This is a genomic window from Mesorhizobium sp. M0001 (assembly GCF_040324255.1).
Taxonomy (GTDB): Bacteria; Pseudomonadota; Alphaproteobacteria; order Rhizobiales; family Rhizobiaceae; genus Mesorhizobium.
The window spans coordinates 475,350-491,495 of sequence record NZ_JAMYVS010000004.1; the positions used below are offsets into that span (position 1 = coordinate 475,350).

At 62.7% G+C, this 16,146-nt stretch carries 16 protein-coding genes and 1 pseudogene; 4 read left to right on the forward strand and 13 right to left on the reverse strand.

The genetic code is table 11. The annotated features are described in order from the left end of the window. Positions 1 to 29: 29 nt before the first annotated feature. The 4 genes from kdsA to NKK50_RS15175 all read right to left on the reverse strand — a co-directional run bounded on the left by kdsA (position 30) and on the right by NKK50_RS15175 (position 2,372). Positions 30 to 908: a 3-deoxy-8-phosphooctulonate synthase gene (kdsA, locus tag NKK50_RS15160; RefSeq protein ID WP_027050832.1), complete on the reverse strand. Its 879-nt coding sequence runs from the start codon at positions 906 to 908 to the stop codon at positions 30 to 32. Beyond that, positions 905 to 1,777 carry a VOC family protein gene (locus NKK50_RS15165; protein ID WP_023738883.1) on the reverse strand — a complete coding sequence of 291 codons (873 nt, stop codon included), beginning with the start codon at positions 1,775 to 1,777 and terminating at the stop codon, positions 905 to 907. The genes kdsA and NKK50_RS15165 overlap by 4 nt, the downstream gene beginning before the upstream one ends. A gap of 55 nt (positions 1,778 to 1,832) precedes the next feature. Then, positions 1,833 to 2,123 (reverse strand): Dabb family protein, encoded by a 291-nt coding sequence (locus NKK50_RS15170; RefSeq protein ID WP_023696086.1) that lies wholly within the window; start codon positions 2,121 to 2,123, stop codon positions 1,833 to 1,835. 114 nt (positions 2,124 to 2,237) lie between these two features. Beyond that, complete coding sequence (locus NKK50_RS15175; RefSeq protein ID WP_023688440.1) at positions 2,238 to 2,372, reverse strand: hypothetical protein; 135 nt, start codon at positions 2,370 to 2,372, stop codon at positions 2,238 to 2,240. A 259-nt stretch (positions 2,373 to 2,631) separates the two neighbouring features. Here NKK50_RS15175 and NKK50_RS15180 point away from each other — a divergent pair, with 259 nt between their 5' ends. Next, a complete protein-coding gene (locus NKK50_RS15180; protein WP_352543606.1) occupies positions 2,632 to 3,882 on the forward strand; it encodes a class I SAM-dependent methyltransferase in 1,251 nt (416 codons plus the stop codon). Between the two features lie 60 nt (positions 3,883 to 3,942). On the opposite strand, the gene NKK50_RS15185 is transcribed toward NKK50_RS15180, so the two are convergent. After that, on the reverse strand, positions 3,943 to 5,922 hold the full coding sequence (locus tag NKK50_RS15185) for a bifunctional 2',3'-cyclic-nucleotide 2'-phosphodiesterase/3'-nucleotidase (RefSeq protein WP_352543607.1): 1,980 nt from the start codon (positions 5,920 to 5,922) through the stop codon (positions 3,943 to 3,945). A 140-nt stretch (positions 5,923 to 6,062) separates the two neighbouring features. Next, positions 6,063 to 7,328, reverse strand: coding sequence for an NAD(P)/FAD-dependent oxidoreductase (locus NKK50_RS15190; RefSeq protein ID WP_023734042.1), 1,266 nt, complete (start codon positions 7,326 to 7,328; stop codon positions 6,063 to 6,065). Positions 7,329 to 7,505: 177 nt separating this feature from the next. Here NKK50_RS15190 and NKK50_RS15195 point away from each other — a divergent pair, with 177 nt between their 5' ends. Then, entirely contained in the window at positions 7,506 to 8,171 is a 666-nt protein-coding gene (locus tag NKK50_RS15195; RefSeq protein WP_023691270.1) for a 5-formyltetrahydrofolate cyclo-ligase, read from the forward strand. Here NKK50_RS15195 and NKK50_RS15200 read toward each other — a convergent pair. Continuing rightward, positions 8,168 to 8,641: an Lrp/AsnC family transcriptional regulator gene (locus tag NKK50_RS15200; RefSeq protein WP_023668897.1), complete on the reverse strand. Its 474-nt coding sequence runs from the start codon at positions 8,639 to 8,641 to the stop codon at positions 8,168 to 8,170. The two genes, NKK50_RS15195 and NKK50_RS15200, sit on opposite strands and share 4 nt — an antisense overlap. A gap of 155 nt (positions 8,642 to 8,796) precedes the next feature. Here NKK50_RS15200 and ald point away from each other — a divergent pair, with 155 nt between their 5' ends. Together ald and NKK50_RS15210 are read left to right on the forward strand one after the other, a co-directional pair. After that, positions 8,797 to 9,912 (forward strand): alanine dehydrogenase, encoded by a 1,116-nt coding sequence (gene ald, locus NKK50_RS15205; RefSeq protein WP_023821347.1) that lies wholly within the window; start codon positions 8,797 to 8,799, stop codon positions 9,910 to 9,912. 274 nt (positions 9,913 to 10,186) lie between these two features. Continuing rightward, positions 10,187 to 11,422 carry an outer membrane protein gene (locus tag NKK50_RS15210; RefSeq protein ID WP_081725379.1) on the forward strand — a complete coding sequence of 412 codons (1,236 nt, stop codon included), beginning with the start codon at positions 10,187 to 10,189 and terminating at the stop codon, positions 11,420 to 11,422. Between the two features lie 387 nt (positions 11,423 to 11,809). Here the strand turns inward: NKK50_RS15210 and NKK50_RS15215 are convergent, their stop codons facing one another. The 6 genes and pseudogenes from NKK50_RS15215 to NKK50_RS15240 form a co-directional block, all read right to left on the reverse strand. Continuing rightward, positions 11,810 to 12,277 carry a DUF1203 domain-containing protein gene (locus NKK50_RS15215; protein ID WP_023745030.1) on the reverse strand — a complete coding sequence of 156 codons (468 nt, stop codon included), beginning with the start codon at positions 12,275 to 12,277 and terminating at the stop codon, positions 11,810 to 11,812. Positions 12,278 to 12,411: 134 nt separating this feature from the next. Continuing rightward, a pseudogene (locus NKK50_RS15220) lies at positions 12,412 to 12,516 on the reverse strand (OmpA family protein); the annotation flags it as partial. 19 nt (positions 12,517 to 12,535) lie between these two features. Further along, complete coding sequence (locus NKK50_RS15225; RefSeq protein ID WP_023682574.1) at positions 12,536 to 13,099, reverse strand: GNAT family N-acetyltransferase; 564 nt, start codon at positions 13,097 to 13,099, stop codon at positions 12,536 to 12,538. 5 nt (positions 13,100 to 13,104) lie between these two features. Next, complete coding sequence (sseA, locus tag NKK50_RS15230; RefSeq protein ID WP_023691267.1) at positions 13,105 to 13,956, reverse strand: 3-mercaptopyruvate sulfurtransferase; 852 nt, start codon at positions 13,954 to 13,956, stop codon at positions 13,105 to 13,107. 95 nt (positions 13,957 to 14,051) lie between these two features. Further along, positions 14,052 to 14,795 carry an alanyl-tRNA editing protein gene (locus NKK50_RS15235; protein ID WP_023745027.1) on the reverse strand — a complete coding sequence of 248 codons (744 nt, stop codon included), beginning with the start codon at positions 14,793 to 14,795 and terminating at the stop codon, positions 14,052 to 14,054. Then, positions 14,795 to 15,829 (reverse strand): cysteine synthase A, encoded by a 1,035-nt coding sequence (locus NKK50_RS15240; RefSeq protein WP_023672785.1) that lies wholly within the window; start codon positions 15,827 to 15,829, stop codon positions 14,795 to 14,797. The genes NKK50_RS15235 and NKK50_RS15240 overlap by 1 nt, the downstream gene beginning before the upstream one ends. Between the last annotated feature and the right edge of the window lie 317 nt (positions 15,830 to 16,146).

Genomic DNA, 16,146 nt, shown 5'->3' on the forward strand with positions numbered 1-16,146 from the left:
GGGCAGCGCGCGCGCCATAGCCGAAACCATCAGCCTCGGTTCAGGTCAGCAGCATTCTTGGCGATGCGGTCGAATGCCATCAGTCTTTCGAGCAGCGCCGGCATGTCCTTCAGCGGCAGCATGTTGGGCCCGTCGGAGGAGGTCGAATTGTCGGGATCCTGGTGGGTCTCTATGAACACGCCGGCGACGCCGACGGCAACGGCAGCCCGCGCCAGCGTCTCGACAAAGCGGCGCTCGCCACCGGAGGAACCGCCCTGCCCGCCCGGCTGCTGCACCGAATGGGTGGCGTCGAAAATCACCGGCGCGCCGATCTCGGCCATCACGGGCAAAGCCCGCATGTCCGACACCAGCGTGTTGTAGCCGAAGGAAGCGCCGCGCTCGGTGGTCAGCACATTGGGGTTGCCGGAGCCGGTGATCTTGGCCACCACGTTCTTCATATCCCAAGGCGCCAGGAACTGCCCCTTCTTGACGTTGATCACCTTGCCGGTCTTGGCGGCGGCGACCAGCATGTCGGTCTGGCGCGACAGGAAGGCCGGAATCTGCAGCACATCGACATGGTGTGCGACGATCGCGCACTGCTCCTCGGTGTGGACATCGGTCAGAATGGGAACCGAAAATTCCTTGCGCAACTCGTCGAACACCGGAAGCGCCGCGTCCATGCCGGCGCCGCGCGTTGCCGACAGCGAGGTGCGGTTGGCCTTGTCGTAGCTGGTCTTGTAGACGAGGCCGATGCCGAGCTTGCCGGTCAGTTCCTTCAGCGCGCCGGCCATGTCGAAAGCGTGCTGGCGCGATTCGAACTGGCACGGGCCGGCGATCAACGCCAAGGGCCCGCTGTTGTCGAAGACGACGTTGCCGACGGTTACCGACGAATTCGGCGCCAGCGAATTGAGCCCTTGCGGCTTGCTCATGGGGTCTCCCGGAAGATGAAAGCCGCGCCCTGTCCGGATGCCGGCTGCACGACGATTTCGTTGCCCGCTATATCGTGCCCGACGGCGTTGTCTGCAAGCAGCCTCGCGACAGCGCCGACACTGCGGACTGAAAAGACAATCGCGGCGAAGCGAACTCTTGTCGGCGCACCGGCCGGAATGTCGAAGCGCGCGGTGAAAGCCGCAGGATCCAGAACGGTCAGACGCGCATTCGGCAGGTCGAAGACCGCGCTGCTCTGCTGCTCCGAGCCAACCACTGTCGAGATCAGGCTGATCTGTGTGGAAGGCACATCGCTGACCGCAACGACTTCGGCAATGCCGGTCACGCCGTTGGCATGGGCCTGCAGTGCCGTACGGTCGATTTGAGGGGCGTTGATCCGCTCGCAAGCGAACAGAAAGGCGTCCGTCGTCTCGGCGCCGGCGGCGAAAGCCAGTTTGAACGAGGCCATGTCGCTCTTTCCGGCCGTGTCGGTGAAGGCGCGGGAAAAGCTCAGCACGTCCCCCGCCGACAGACCGACCGAGACATAGCGCGCATGATCCGCATCGGCATCATCGGTGGCCAGCACCACGGCGGAAAAGCCCTCATCGCCCAGCCTGGCGCGATAGAGGCGGTCGCGCGCGACAAAGACATTGCCGCCGGCGATCGCACTCGCTGCCACCTGTTCATTCCCAACCGCTAGCGGTTCGAGATAGGTGCCGTCGGCAAGGAAGACGCAGCAATTTTCGGTGCCAAAGGGATGAACGCCGGTTGGCGCGACGATGAAGCCAAGCGATGTCAGCCGCGCCCACGCCACGGCGAGGCTCGCCGTCGGCAGCACCAGATGGTCAAGCGGATGGGTCGTGCTGGTCATGCCGGCGCGGTGTGCATCATTCCCGAAATTGGTTCAAGGCCTCTTGCCGGCCCGATCAGGCCGTCGCCACGATATCGGCCGAATAGCGCAATTCGCGCAAGGGTTTGACCCGGCTGGTCGTCTCGGCATAGAGCGGGTGCGCCTTGTATGCGGCAAGCGCGGCATCATCCTCAAACTCGGCATAGACGACCACGTCGATCGCATCCGACAGCGGATCGACCTTGGTGTTGAGCGTCACCTCGAAGAGGCTTGAATGCGGGATCTTGCCCAGTGTGAGCAAGCCCGTACGCACGGCCTCGACATCGTCCTTGCGCCGCGCGCTGAAGAAAACGATATGCCGGATCACGCCTGCCTCCACGTTCGATTTGCGGCATGTTTTGTGTGAGCGGGACCGGCGCGTCAACCGCCACGATGTCGCGCCCGGCAATGCCGGCAGGCGACTTTGCAGAGGCGCAAAAAGCTAGGCTTTGCCGGTGACGTAGCGCACGACGCGCGACATCTCCCTGACCGTCGTGTCGAGATAGCGGCCCTGATTGTAGAGGCCGTCCCAGATCAGGAAAAAGGCGATGGCGACGATGACGATGACATAACGCATGGCTGAAACTAACGTATGTGGCTGTTCGTAACCATAGCGATTTCGCCGAGGGCCGCGCTCTCCCGCGGATTCTGGCCTCAGGCCGGCAAGCTAGGCCAGCGCCGCACGAAGCTTGCCTCTTGAAGTTTCGGCCAATGCCATGGAAGATTGTGGGGAAAATTCACGCAGGCTACGGCGTTCGCGCCTGGCGAATGAAAGTGGAGGATGTGGAGGCCGGCAGATCTTGCGCCGCCCCCGCGGAAGTCCAGGGGGGTGTGAGATGGCTGTCAGGGAATACAAAGGCATCGGCGACGCCATCAGGCTGGACGAACTCAATTTCGCCGAGATGGTCAAGGGCCTGCCGGCCAAGGCGCGCATGGTGCTGTCGGCGGCGATGAAATTGCCGCGCGGTTCGCTGAAGGTGAGGATGCCGGATGGCCGGGCGGTTCTTGTCGGCGGCAACGGACCCGGCCCGGATGCCGAACTGGTGTTGAAGAACTGGCGCCTGCCCGGCCGTGCCTTTTCCGGCGGCACCATCGGCGTTGCCGAATCCTACATGGACGGCGACTGGGAAAGCCCTGATGTAACCAGCTTCCTGGAACTGTTCGTCGTCAACTCGGCCGTTGGCGAACGCATTGCCGGCGGCGCCAGCTGGCTCATCAACACGGTCCAGCGCATCCGCCACTGGTTCAACGAAAACACCCGCACAGGCTCGAAGCGCAACATCTCGGCGCATTACGATCTCGGCAACGCCTTCTACAAGCAATGGCTCGATCCCAGCATGACCTATTCGTCGGCGCTCTATGCGACCGGCGCCAACGACCTGGAAAGCGCTCAGGCCGCCAAATACCGCGCGCTGGCCAAGGATACGGGTATCGGCAAGAAGGACCATGTGCTCGAGATCGGCTGCGGCTGGGGCGGTTTTGCCGAATTTGCCGCGCGCGAGATCGGCTGCCGCGTCACCGGCCTGACCATCAGCCGCGAACAGCACGATTTCGCCAAGGCGCGCATCCAGAAGGCGGGACTGTCTGACAAGGTCGACATCAAGCTGCAGGATTACCGAGACGAAACGGGCACTTACGACCGCATCGCCTCGATCGAGATGTTCGAGGCGGTCGGCGAAAAATATTGGCCGGTATTTTTCGGCAAGATGAAGGCATGCCTGAGGCCCGGCGGCACCGCCGGCCTGCAGATCATCACCATCAACGAGGCCGCTTACGACACCTATCGGGCGCGGCCGGATTTCATCCAGCGCTATGTCTTCCCAGGCGGCATGCTGCCGACGCCGTCGATCCTGAAGACGCTGGGCAGCGACCATGGCCTTTCCCATCTGCGCGAGCGCGTCTTTCCGGACGACTATGCCCGCACGCTTGCCGAATGGCGCAACCGCTTCTGGGCGTCGTGGGAAAAGATCGTCCCGCTCGGCTTCGACGACCGCTTCAAGAAGCTTTGGGAATTTTATCTCCACTATTGCGAAGCCGGCTTTAGAGCCAGCTACATCGACGTGCGCCAGGTGGTCTACAAAGCCTGATCCGAAGCGTGATTGAGCGGGCGTATGCCCGCTCGTTTTCCCTGTTAGCTGCACGTTGCCTCAAAGCAGGATGCGATACTTCGCAAACCCGGATTCGCCCTCGCCGGCCGGCTCGATCTTGAGCGATTTCACCCCAGATATGAAATCCTTCGCTTTGGGGCCGGTCTCGAACACGACGCTGGTGCCGGGCAGCGGCGTGAACGACCAATTGTCGTCGGCCGAGGGGTTGATCGTGCCTTCGCTGACGACGTAGCGCACGATCACGTCGCGGTTGGTGTCCGGCGCCTCGTAGATGATCTTCGAGGCATTGATGTCGGGGAAATTGCCGCCACCGCCGGCGCGGTAATTGTTGGTGGCGACGACGAATTTCGCTGCCGGATCAATCGGCTTGCCGTCGAAGCTGAGGCCGACGATGCGGTTCGAGCCGGCATTGGCGACGCCACCCTTGGCATCGTATTTCGGCAGCTGCGACAGGTCTATTCCGTAGCTGACGCCATCGATCACATCGAAATTGTAGGACGGGAATTCGGTGTCGATGAGCGCCTGGTCGGCTTTGCCCGGCTCGATCTTCCTGAAAATGCCGGCCGACATTTCCAGCCATTCCTTCACTTGCGCGCCGGTGATTTCGACGGCACGAACCGTGTTCGGATAGAGATAGAGGTCGGCGACGTTCTTGATGGCGATGTCGCCCACCGGCACGTCGGTATAGTAGTCGGCGCCGTTGCGCCCGCCGGCCTTGAAGGGCGCCGCCGCCGACAGCAGCGGCACGTCCTTCCACTGCGTGCTTTTTAATATGTCCTTGAGGTACCAGCTCTGCGCCTGGTTGACGATCTGCACCGACGGATCGTCGGCGACCAGCGCGAAATAGGAATAGAGCGGCGCCGAGGTCTTGCCGACCGGTCGGCGGACATAGGCAAGTGTCGCCTCATGGTCCGCCTTCAGCGCATCGACGACGCGCTGGTCGTCCGCCACCGTCGGCTTGTTTGCCTTGTCGACGCGCTCGTAGATCGGCCTTGCCTCAGATGTGGCCGAGGCTACGCGCCATTTCGATCCGTCCCGTTCCAGAAGCAGATCGATCAGTCCCATATGCGAGCCCCAGAAACCGCCCATCACGGCGGGCTTGCCCTGCAGCGTGCCTTTCTCGGTGTCGACGCCATCGAGCGCCTGAAAATCCTTCTTGCCGGGGAAGACCAAATGCTGATGGCCGGTGAACACCGCATCGATGCCTTCGACGCCGGCGACGAAGAAGGAGGCGTTCTCCATGCCGTCGCCCTGCTTGATATCGATGCCGGAATGCGAGAGCGCGATGACGATGTCGGCGCCCTCCTCCTTGATCTGCGGCACCCATGCCCTGGCCGCCTCGACGATGTCGCGCGTCCTGACATTGCCTTCCAGGTTCTTCAGGTCCCAGACCATGATCTGCGGCGGCACGAAGCCGATGATGCCGATCTTGATCGGCTGCTCGACGCCCGACCCGTCCTTGATCTTCTTGTCGAGGATGACATAGGGCTTGAGGCAGAGCTTGTCGTCGCGCGGGTTGGCGGCAAGCTCGGTGCCGCGGATCAGATTGGCGCAGACGAACGGGAAATTGGCCCCGGCCAGCACCTTGTCGAGGAACGACAGGCCGTAATTGAACTCGTGATTGCCGAGCGTCGAGCATTCATAGCCCAGCAGGTTCATGCCCTTCATGATCGGATGCAGATCGCCTTCCTTGAGGCCCTTCTCATAGGCGATGTAATCGCCCATCGGATTGCCCTGCAAAAGATCGCCATTGTCGATCAGCATCGCATTGGTGGCTTCCTTGCGCACCGCCGCGATCAGTGAGGCCGTCCGCGACAGGCCCATCGTGTCGTTGGCTTTGTCTGCGTAGTAGTCGTAAGGCAGCACATTCACATGGATGTCGGTGGTCTCCATGATCCTCAGATGCGCCTGATTGGCCTGCGCGCGGGCGGAAAACGGATGCAGCATGATCAGCGCCCCGCTGGCGGCCGCACCGGCAAGCAAACTACGGCGGGAGACGGGGTAGTTGAGATGCGGCATTGGTTTTCCTTCCCAGCGACGTGACAAGATCCCAGCCCCGGGCGGAAGCTTCGCGCCGAAAACCGGCCATGTCCATCGGGAAGTCAGTCGATCAGCAAAAGGTGACGGCTGGATGAATATCCTTGGCCGCGGTTGAGAACTCAGCCCTTGTTATCATCGCCCTGGGTGATCAGCCGCGCGCTGCGCTGGCCGGTGAAATAGATCCATAGCCAGCTAAGCGACACCGAGAGCCGGTTGCGAAAACCGATCAGGAAGTAGATATGCGCCACGCCCCACAGCCACCAGGCAAGCCATCCCGTGAGCTTGATCCGGCCGAAATCGATCGCGGCTGCCCACTTTCCGATCGTCGCCAGGTCACCGGCATGTTTGTAGCGGAAAGGGCGCGGCGCGCTATCGCCGGCCAGCCGCGCCCTGATCGTCGCGGCAACATGCTTGCCCTCCTGCTTGGCCGAGGGCGCCACGCCTGGCACCGGCTTGCCGTCCGGCCGCAAGACATGCGCGGTGTCGCCGATGACGAAGATTTCAGGACTGTTCGGCACGGTCAGATCGGGCTCGACCATTACCCTGCCCGCCCGGTCCACCGGCGCGCCCAGCCACTCTCCCGCGGGTGAAGCCGCCACGCCGGCGGCCCACAGGATGGTTCGCGCCGGCAGATGCGTATCGCCAAAGACGACGCCTTCGGCATCGAGGCGCGTGACGGCGCGGCCAAGCTCGACCGTGACGCCCCGCCGCTCCAGCGCCTTGCGCGCATAGTCGGACAGCTTTGGCGCGAAATTGGCTAGGATCCTGTCTCCGGCCTCGACCAGCACCACACGCGCCTCACGCGTGTCGATGTTGCGGAATTCGCCGCGCAGCGTTTCATGCGCGAGTTCGACAATGGTGCCGGCAAGCTCCACGCCGGTCGGGCCGCCGCCGACGATGACCAGTGTCAGCAGTGCCTGGCGCTTGGCCGGATCGGTCTCGCGCTCGGCCTGCTCGAAGGCGAGCAGGATGCGCCGCCGAATGGTGGTTGCGTCTTCAAGCGTCTTCAGCCCGGGCGCGAAAGGCTCCCATTCGTCGTGGCCGAAATAAGCATGACGCGCGCCGGTGGCGAGCACCAGCGTGTCGTAGGGAACAGAACTGCCGTCCTCAAGCAGCACGCGTTTGCCTGGACGGTCGACGCCGGTGACGTTGCCGAGCAGCGTCGTCACGTCCTCGCGCTTGCGCAGCAGATGACGGATCGGCCAGGCAACTTCCGAGGTCGCCAGCGAGGTGGTCGCCACCTGGTAGAGCAGCGGCTGGAAAAGGTGATGGTTGCGCTTGTCGATCATGGTGATGCGCACGGGTGCGCCGGCCAGCGCCCGCGTGAGTTCGAGACCGCCGAACCCTGCGCCGACGACAACGACATGATGGCTGGTTTCACTCATCGCATTCACCCCTGTTTGTCTCCCTCTATCTAGCGATTTTTGTGCACCGCAACAATGTCGCGGCGAGCTAGATTGCCGCTTAAGGCTGCCCAGGACTCGTCGCCGGATGTCGCGAATGCCTATGTCGGCAAGCATGGACGGGTATAGCCTTGCAGGCTGGAACCACGGGAGTGAAGCATGGCCAACGACGATGACAAAGATGGCAAAGGGCGGGGGCAATATTCTTCGCCGCCTTGCTTCATGCACGAACTCGATCCGGAATTTCGCGCGCCATTGACCGACTGGACCGATGTGCGCCGTTGGCGCAAGGCCGAGCGCGAGCGTCTGATCGCGGCACGGTTGGCGGTTTCCGCCGATGCGCGGGTGGCGATGTCGCGGGCTATCGCCGAAGGGCTCGACGCGGCAATCGGCGACATTGCCGGCCGCATGGTCAGCCTCTATTGGCCGTTTCGCGGCGAGCCGGACCTGCGGCCGTGGATGGCGTCGATCAACGAACGCGGCGGCCGCACGGCGCTGCCCATCGTGATCGAGAAAGGCCAGCCGCTGATCTTCCGCGCTTATGTGCCCGGCGACCGGCTGGAAAAAGGCATCTGGAACATCCCGATCCCGGCCGAAGGCGAGCCGGTGCTGCCCGACATCGTCATCTCGCCGATCGTCGGCATCGACCCGCGAAACTACCGCCTGGGCTATGGCGGTGGCTTCTTCGACCGCACGCTGGCTGCCATGCCGTTCAAGCCATTGGTCATCGGCGTCGGCTACGAACTGCAGCGCATAGCCACCATCTACCCGCAGCCGCACGACATCCCGATGGACCGGCTGGTGACCGAGGCTGCTCAGGGCTAGGCCAGTTCCGGCTTCATGCCCATGGCGGTCCGGTCGACGATCTCGCGCAAGGCGAACGATGAGTTGATCTTGGTCACATGCGGCATCGCCGACAGCCACTCCTTGTGGATGCGCTCATAGTCGACCAGGTCCTTGGCGGCGATGCGCAGGATGTAGTCGTATTCGCCCGACATCAGGTGGCACGACAGCACATTCGGGCAGCGCTTGATCGCCGCCTCGAAATCCGACAGCGTCTTTTCGAACTGCCCCGACAGCGATATGTGCACGATCGCCGTCATCTGGTGGCCGAGCGCGGCATTCGAAAGCCGGGCATGATAGCCGCGGATGGTGCCGGATTTCTCCAGATTGTCGAGCCGGCGCGAACAGGCCGACTGCGACAGGCCGACCCTTTCAGCGAGCGCCGCATTGGGTATGCGGCCATCCTTCTGCAGTGCCTCGAGAATGGCGATATCGATCCTGTCGAGCGGCATTTACAGTGATTCCTGCGAAAATTATGCAATTTCGCGCAACGATTATCGAAACACGTCACCTCGCGCAAGCGCATTCGCAAACACCTGCGCAACGATTCGTGGTTCACTCGGTTGATACAGGGAACGAGCCCGAAGGGCCGGATCAGGAGAAGACTATGCGCGTCGGCTGCCCCAAGGAAATCAAGAACCACGAATACCGAGTCGGCCTGACGCCGGGCTCCGTCCGCGAATATGTCGCGCATGGCCATGAAGTGCTGGTCGAAAGCGGCGCCGGCGCCGGCATCGGCGCCGATGACAATGCCTACCGCGCCGCCGGCGCCACCATCGCCAGGACCGCCGCCGACGTGTTCGCCAAGTCCGACATGATCGTCAAGGTCAAGGAGCCGCAGCCCAACGAATGGGCGCAGCTGCGCGAGGGCCAGATCCTCTACACCTATCTGCACCTGGCCCCGGATCCGGAGCAGACCAAGGGCCTGCTCGCGTCCGGCGTCACCGCAATCGCCTATGAGACCGTAACCGACGACCGCGGCGGCCTGCCGCTCTTGGCGCCGATGTCGGAAGTTGCCGGCCGCCTGTCGATCCAGGCCGGCGCGACCGCGCTGCAGAAGGCCAATGGTGGCCGCGGCGTGCTGCTCGGCGGCGTGCCCGGCGTACTGCCCGGCAAGGTCACGGTGCTCGGCGGCGGCGTCGTCGGCCTGCATGCCGCCCGCATGGCGGTCGGCCTCGGCGCCGACGTCACCATCATCGACCGCTCGATCCCGCGCCTGCGCCAGCTGGACGACCTCTTTACCGGCCGCGTCCACACCCGCTACTCCACAGTCGAGGCGCTTGAGGAAGAATGCTTCTCGGCCGACATCGTCGTCGGCGCCGTGCTCATCCCGGGTGCTGCTGCACCCAAGCTGGTCACTCGCGAAATGCTGTCGGGCATGAAGAAGGGCTCGGTGCTGGTCGACGTCGCTATCGACCAGGGCGGCTGCTTCGAGACTTCGCACGCCACCACCCATGCCGAGCCGACCTATGAGGTCGACGGCGTGATCCATTACTGCGTCGCCAACATGCCGGGCGCCGTGCCGGTGACCTCGGCGCACGCGCTCAACAACGCGACGCTGCATTATGGCCTGCAGCTGGCCGACAAGGGCCTGAAAGCGCTGGTCGACGACCACCATTTGCGCAACGGCCTCAATGTCCACAGGGGCAAGATCACCAATCGCGCCGTCGCCGAAGCACTCGGCTATGAGCTGGTCGAACCGAAAGTGGTTCTGGCTGCCTGACAGACGCCTTAATCGACTCAAGCAGTTCTGCCTCCCTCACCCGCCGGTTGCGCCGGCGGGTTTTTTATTGGCCGCGTGCTCACAAATTGCGGGCTCTAAGGCAACATCACGGCGAAACGGCCCGGCTTGGCGGTGCTTTTGCCTGCCGATGTGGCATTTTTGTCATTCCAATATTGGCGAGCGTCCTGTTAGAACACGGACGGGTTTGTTCTTATGCTAAGGGGCTAAAATGTTCATCTCTGCTAAATCCGTTCTTCTCGGGGCCGTTTCGGCAATGGCTTTGATATCGGTAGCGCATGCCGCCGATGTTGTGCAGCCGGTGGAAGAACCTGCCGGTTTCAACTGGAGCGGCGCCTATGTCGGCATCGGCGGCGGCTTCGGCGCCACCGTGCATCGCATCAGCGTCGACCCGGTGATCGACTTCAACGGGATCGGCGGCAACGGCGTGTTTGGCGAAATCACCGCCGGCTACGACTATATGGTCTCCGAGCGCTTCCTGCTCGGTGGCTTCATCGACGCCAACATCGGGAATATCGGTCCGTCGATCAGCCTTCCGGGCGCTGATATCGACCTGACGAACGCTTATGGCTTCGACGTCGGCTTGCGCGCCGGCTATCTCTTGAACCCCGATACGCTCGGCTATGTGCTCGGCGGCTACACCTGGAACCATTTCAAGCTCGAGGGTTCGGGCTTTGCCGACGGTCTCGATTTCACGGAGAACCGTGGCGGCTATGTCGTCGGCGTTGGCATGGAAACCGTGCTGCGCGGCAACTGGACGATTAAGACCGAGTACCGCTACGCCAACTATGGCGACGACTCGGTGGCTGACCTCGGCATTATTGGCGGCCCGGGAACCTCTCTGGATGTCGAGCCATCCAGCCACACCTTCCACATCGCGGCCAACTACCGCTTCGGCGCCCAGAATGGCGGCGGGGCCTCGTTTGCTGCTCCGACCTACAACTGGACCGGCTTCTATGTCGGCGGCGCGCTTGGTGCCGGCACCGTGGTGCATGACCTGACGCTCGCCAGCGCCCTCGAATTGGATGGCATCGGCGGCGAAGGCGTGTTCGGCGAGGCGAGCATCGGTTACGACCATGATTTCGGCGGCTGGGTCGCCGGCGTTCTGGTCGACGCCCGCTATTCCGGCATACGCTCGAAGCTGGACATTCCGGGTGGGTCGATCAAGGGCGATACCGACTATGGCTTCGATGCCCTGGCCCGCATCGGCGCCAAGGTCAACGAATCGACGCTGGCCTATGTCCTCGGCGGTTACAGCTGGCAGCATTTCGACCTGCATGCCTCCTCGCCCGTTGGCGACATCGTCGACTGGGGCTCGAGCGGCTTCTCGGTCGGTGGCGGCCTGGAAACGGCCGTTTCCAGCAACATGACGCTTGGTCTCGAATACCGCTATTCGCAGTATGAGAAAGAGGATTTCGGGTCGGACGGCTTCCTCACCGACGAGCCTTCCTTCCAGACCGTTCGCGTCGGCGCGAAGTATAAATTCAACTAAACGCCGCACACACACACGGCAAAGGCCCGTCGGTCAATTCCGGCGGGCTTTTTCTTTGCGCAAAATTCCTGGCGCCGGCATTGAACAGGCTGGCGGACAACAAAAAAGCGGAGCCAAAGCCCCGCTTCCTCGTTGTCGAGATCGCCGCCGGTTCATCCGCGGTCGGCAAACCCATCGACACTCGTCTTTTAATGGACGAATGCGACGGGAGTGCGACAGTTCACCGGCAGTCGGCGCGCCACCAGGCCGGCGACAATCGCGGCGCTTGTGTGAAGTGCTTCACATCAGCCATTCGAAAAACATGTGCAGACAGGGATGCCAACTTGACGGCTCGTGCCGTCACACGGTTCCCAACTGCCCGCCAGACCACCGGCGGGCATCTTTTTGTCAGAAACGCTCGATGCGGCACTGATAACAATTGTTGCGCGCCGAGCGGACGTGGACATAGGCGATGTCAGCGCGCTCAAACAGCGTCTCTGCCCGCGCCGCAATGCCGCCAGTCGGAATGACGCCGCCGCTGCCATAGACGATGCGGTCATCCGCACCATAGCCGCGCACGATATAGCCGCTGCTCTCAAGCATCTCTGGAAGCGCTTCCGTCTCGGCTGCGCGTTCGCATTCCTGCGCATGCAGGAAGATCGGTCCTGTCTCGGCGTAAGGCTGCAACGCCGGAAATGGCCGATAGGCCATGATCAGATAGCCATCGCCTTCGGCGACGTTTCTCAGGCAATGCCGGCACGGCACCCCGTCGCCATCTGAAACCTTCCGCTCCGGCGTTTGCCCGTAGGCGTCCGGCCCGCCGCGCTGCAGCGCTCTCACATCTTCTGTCGGCAAGGCTTTGAACTGGACGGTCATGGCTAAATCTCCGGTGTGGTTGACCGGAAATTATTCCCCCGCCGAGGTGCTTCCCACCCGATTCCTGTCAACTGTCAGCAGCCCGGCCAGTCTCAGGCCGGACTGCTTCGGCATTGGGCAGGTCCCGCGCCGGCTCAGCGGATGAAATCGTCGAAGCGGCGCAGCGTCACCCGGCGCCTGCGCCAGTTCTCGTCCTGGGTCGGCACGAGCAGGAATTCCTCGCCATGAACGGTCGGTTCGGCCTTCAGTCGGAGAAAGTCACGGCCGCATGACGCTGGCCGAGCGCTCGGCGAACGACAGCGGATGCACGGTCTCCTTCTTTTGCGCCACCGGCGCAAAACCGAGCTTCTGGTAGAGCGGCAAGGCAGCCGGATGGTCGAGCGTGCAGGTCTGCACCGTTACCCGTTTCGGCCCATACGACCATGCTGCGGCAATCGCCGCACCGAGGAACCAACGGCCGATGCCTTGCCCGGTCGCATGTTCCATCATACCGAAATAAGCGAGCTCGACCTCTTCCGGCAGATGCGGCTTGAGGTCGAAGAACCCGGCTGGCGCGCCGTCAAGATAAAGCACCCGGATGTCGCGGTCCTCGCGGTGGATCCCGGCGGCAAGCTCGTCATCGTCCAGCCTCAGCACATTGACCCAGTGCCATTTGCGCCCGACCCGATCCATCAGATAGCGGTAGAAATGCAGCGGAATGTCCTTGGTCCTGAGCAGCGCGATCTGCCTGTTGTAGGGCAAGGGCGGCGAATAGGCCGGCGGCACATGCATTTCCAGAAACGTGACCGTAACCTCGATGTCGTCCAGCGCGCCATTTTCCATTGCCATCATTCCTTGCCCGTCACCACGGGCGTGTCTGCCAGCCCGCCCCATTCCGTCCATGAGCCGTCATAAAGGCGGTTGTCGGTGTGGCCGAGCGTCTCCAGCGCCAGAGTGACGACAGCCGCCGTGATGCCGGAACCGCAAGAGGTGACGACCGGTTTCGACAGATCGATACCGGCATCCTCAACGGCCTTGCGCAACTGGTCCTTCGACAACAGCGCGCCATCCTGTGACAGCGCCGAATAAGGCAAATTGTGCGCGCCGGGCATGTGGCCGGAGCGAACACCCGCGCGGGGCTCTGGCTCGGCGCCGGTGAAGCGGCCCGCGCCTCGGGCGTCCGCAATCTGGCTCTCGCCAGTCTCGACGATGCGGCGCATGTCGGCAAGGCTGGCGACGCGAGCGGCATCGAAATCGGCATGAAACACATTCGGCGCGATCTTGGTCGGCTCCGCCGTCACCGGCCGGCCCGCCGCCTTCCAGCGGTCGAAGCCGCCGTCGAGCACATAGACCTGGAACACGCCCATGACGCGGAACATCCACCAGGCGCGCGGCGCCGAGAAGAAACCCGGACCGTCATAGACGACAATGGTGTCGTCGGCCGAAATTCCCATGGCGCCTACATATTGCGCGAAATGCTGTGGCGAGGGCAGCGTGTGCGGCAGCTTGGCATCAGGATCGGAGGCCGCATCATGATCGAAGAATCGCGCACCCGGAATATGCGCAGCCTCATACTCGGCGCGCGCATCGCGCTTCTGCGCCGGCAGATACCAGGATGCATCGACGATCGTCAGGCCGGGCTCGCCAAGACGGCTCTGCAACCAGTCCGCATCGACGGTGAAAGGGCTGTCATCGGCCATTGTTCTTCTCCTGCTCCGCCTTGGCGAAGCATTGCTTCCTGTTGACCATGATCTTCCCCGAAAACCAGCTTCCACTTTTCGGGATCATGGTTCGTTCAAGCTACCGGCATTGGTCCGAAGCGAATGCGAAAACGCCGGTTTTCGCGGCCCTTCTTCTCGATCTTGCCGATATGGATTTCACCGACTTCGCCGGTGCTTTTGACATGGGTGCCGCCGCAGGGCTGGCTGTCGATCGAAGCGTTGTCGCCGATGCAGACCAGGCGGATCTTGCCGGTGCCGGCGGGCGGCCGGACAGTCTTGGATTTCACCAGGCCAGGATTGGCTGCCAGTTCCTCGTCGGTGATCAGCCTGATGAAGATCGGATGATCGGCTCGCACCAGTTCCATCAGCCCGGCGGTGACGTCTTCCCTGGTGAAGCCGGCATCGGGAGCGTCGAAGTCGACGCGGCTGTCATCTTCGGAAACCGCAGCACCGGTAATCGGAAACGGACAGACGACGGTGAGCAAATGGCAAGCTGCGTGCATGCGCATCAGGAGATGCCGCCGCTCCCAGTCGATGGCGAGTTTCACCCGCTCGCCGACCTCGGGTGCCGGCTGCTCCGGCGCCGGCACATGGATGATCTCGTCCTTGGTCTCGCCGGTGATGGTGGCGGCAATGGCGATGCGGCTGCCGTCGGCGCGCTCTAATGTTCCGGTATCGCCAGGCTGGCCGCCCGATGTGGCATAGAAGATGGTCCGGTCGAGAATGATGCCGCCGCGCTCGTTGATGGCGACAACAGTGGCGTCGGCCGCTCTGAGATAGGCGTCGTCGCGAAACAGCGCTTCTGTTCTGTGCGCCATCAGGCGACCTTCTCATACGGCACCGGAATTGTGCTGCGCTCATCCATCCAGCCCGGCACCGGCAGGTTCTTCTCGCGCAGGAATTCCGGGTTGAACAGCTTCGACTGGTAGCGCGTGCCATAGTCGGCAAGGATAGTCACGATGGTGTGGCCGGGGCCAAGCTCGCGCGCCAGCCGTATCGCGCCGGCAATGTTGATGCCGGTCGAACCGCCGACGCACAGGCCTTCTTCCTGGATCAGGTCGAAGACGATCGGCAGCGCTTCCTCGTCCGGCACCTGGAACGAGAAGTCCGGCGTGAACCCATCGAGATTTGCCGTGATGCGCCCCTGCCCTATCCCTTCGGTGATCGAGCTGCCGTCGGACTTCAATTCGCCACTCGTGTAGAAGGAATAGAGCGCCGCACCCAGCGGATCGGCGAGCGCGATCTTGACGTTGCTGCTCCTGGCCTTCAGCCCGAAGGCGACGCCGGCCAGCGTTCCGCCCGAACCCACCGCCGAGACGAAACCGTCGACCTTGCCGCCGGTCTGCGTCCAGATTTCTTCCGCCGTGGTGCGGATATGGCCGTCGCGATTGGCAACGTTGTCGAACTGGTTGGCCCAGATCGCGCCGTTCGGCTCCGACCTCGCCATCTGCTCGGCTAGCCGCCCGGACAGTTTCACGTAGTTGTTGGGGTTCTTGTAAGGCACCGCCGGCACTTCGATCAGCTCGGCGCCAAGCAGCTTGATCGTGTCCTTCTTTTCCTGGCTCTGGGTGTCGGGAATGACGATCACTGTGCGATAGCCCAGCGCCTTGGCAACCAGCGTCAGGCCGATGCCGGTATTGCCGGCCGTGCCTTCGACGATGACCCCGCCCGGCTTCAACAGCCCGCGCTGTTCGGCGTCGCGGATTATGAACAGGCCGGCGCGATCCTTGACCGACTGGCCGGGGTTCATGAACTCGGCCTTGCCCAGGATCTCGCAGCCGGTCTGCTCCGAGGCCTTGTTGAGGCGGATCAGGGGCGTGTTGCCGATCGCTTCGATCACAGAACGGGGCATCCGGGATTCCTTATGTAGCTGCGGCGAGACCCTAGAAACCCGAAGCTTGCGTTTCAAGGTAAGAATTCGCCTGGTCCAGAGCATGATGCCGAAAAGTGTGAGCGGTTTTCGGCCGACATCAACTCTATTCCCTTGATTCAGAGTCGGATGATGGCAGGTCTGTTCGATCTGCCATCATCCGACGCTGGGCGCATTTCGGGCACTGCAATCTCCCGCGGCCGGACATCGCGCGATGACGATCATTTCAACCAGTACGGAAAAGCGCTCTTTTCATTCGATTTTTTCACCGCTAGAGCACTAATGACAGATCGGCAGGG